Source organism: Streptomyces rugosispiralis, assembly GCF_024505145.1.
Lineage (GTDB): Bacteria > Actinomycetota > Actinomycetes > Streptomycetales > Streptomycetaceae > Streptomyces > Streptomyces rugosispiralis.
Genome location: NZ_JANIAA010000190.1, coordinates 1 through 830 on the forward strand (window position 1 = coordinate 1; position 830 = coordinate 830).

Consider the following 830-nt stretch of genomic DNA (forward strand, 5'->3'; position numbering starts at 1 on the left):
CTCCTCCACCGTCGCCAACACCGACGGCGGCACCGTCACATGCGTAACGCCGAACCCCGCCACCACCTCACTCAACGACCCCCGCGGCGGCAACCGGTCCACACCCGCCATCACCAACGCCGCACCCGAAAGCAACGCCATACACATCTCGGACACCGCGGCATCAAAACTCAACGACGCCAACTGCAACACCCGCGAATCGGCATCCACCGCGAACCGCTCAATCTGCGCAGCCGCCAAGTTCCCGATACCGCGATGCGTCACCACCACACCCTTCGGCCGACCCGTCGACCCCGACGTATAGATCACATACGCCACATCATCGACATCCACGGACACCGCAGGCGCCGACCCACCCTCCACAGACGCACCCCACACCAGACACTCCACCCCGGCCGGAACCAACCCCCGCGTCCCCTCCGAACACACGACGAGCGCAGGCCCCGCATCCTCAACCATCCACCCAACCCGCTCCACCGGATACGCCGGATCCACCGGCACAAACCCCGCCCCCGCCTTCACCACCCCCAACAACACCGCCACCACATCCACCGACCGCTCCAACACCACCGCGACCAGATCACCACGCCCCACACCCCGCGCAGCCAACACCCCCGCCACCACATCCGACCGCTCTCGCAACTCCCCGTACGACCACTCCTCACCACCCACACCCACCACCGCCACCGCCCCCGGGGAAACGGCCGCCCGCTCATCGAACAACTCCCCCAACGACCCCACCGGCACCACCCGGCCAGTGGCGTTCCACCCCTCCACCACCCGCACCCGCTCACCACACCCCAACACCTCGACCTCACTCACCCGCCGCC

At 68.0% G+C, this 830-nt stretch carries 1 protein-coding gene; it reads right to left on the reverse strand.

Going from position 1 to position 830, the window contains the following annotated elements; all coding sequences use genetic code 11:
- Window positions 1-830, reverse strand: an 830-nt coding sequence (locus NP777_RS47000) for an AMP-binding protein (protein WP_256656342.1), incomplete at both ends; no start/stop codon positions are given.